At 61.2% G+C, this 498-nt stretch carries 1 protein-coding gene; it reads right to left on the bottom strand.

Translation table 11 applies throughout. The features are described 5' to 3' along the window. A partial coding sequence (locus M9827_RS04530) for a hypothetical protein (RefSeq protein ID WP_250603787.1) occupies positions 1-498 on the bottom strand: 498 nt, incomplete at both ends.

The following is a 498-nucleotide window of genomic DNA, read 5'->3' on the forward strand; positions in this document are numbered from 1 at the left end:
CCGGGGCCAGGTGTGTGCCCTCGATGTTGTACAACAGTGGTTCGGCCGCGACGATGTCGTTGTGGGTGATGGGGCGCGTTGGTAGCTCAGGCAGGTACGGCTTGAGGCCGGGGGTGGTGCCGAGCATGACCGGCTGAAGGACCTGGCCTTCGACAAAGGATTTGTCGAAGGGGATTTCGAGACGGATTTGGGGCAGTGTCGGGTCCAGCGCTCCGGACTCCTCGTCCAGCACTTTCGGCGCGGCCAGGCGCTGGACTTCGCCGATGGCGCGGATGAATTGGCTTTTGGATTTCAGCTCGGCGGAGCCGTCGGCTTTTTTCAGGCGGTAAGACAAGGTGATCTGGGACTTGGCCAACTGGCGCAGCACGGCGTTGGGGGCCTTGATTTCAATAACGCTCGGCACGCTGGTCAAAGCAGTGCCTTCTACGTCCAGATCAATCGGCGCGCCTTCGACCGGCGTGCCCTTGATCTGGATGAACGGGATGTCGCCGATTTTGA

Origin of the sequence: Pseudomonas sp. AKS31, from assembly GCF_023634765.1 — a bacterium.
In the GTDB taxonomy this organism is placed as follows: Bacteria; Pseudomonadota; Gammaproteobacteria; order Pseudomonadales; family Pseudomonadaceae; genus Aquipseudomonas.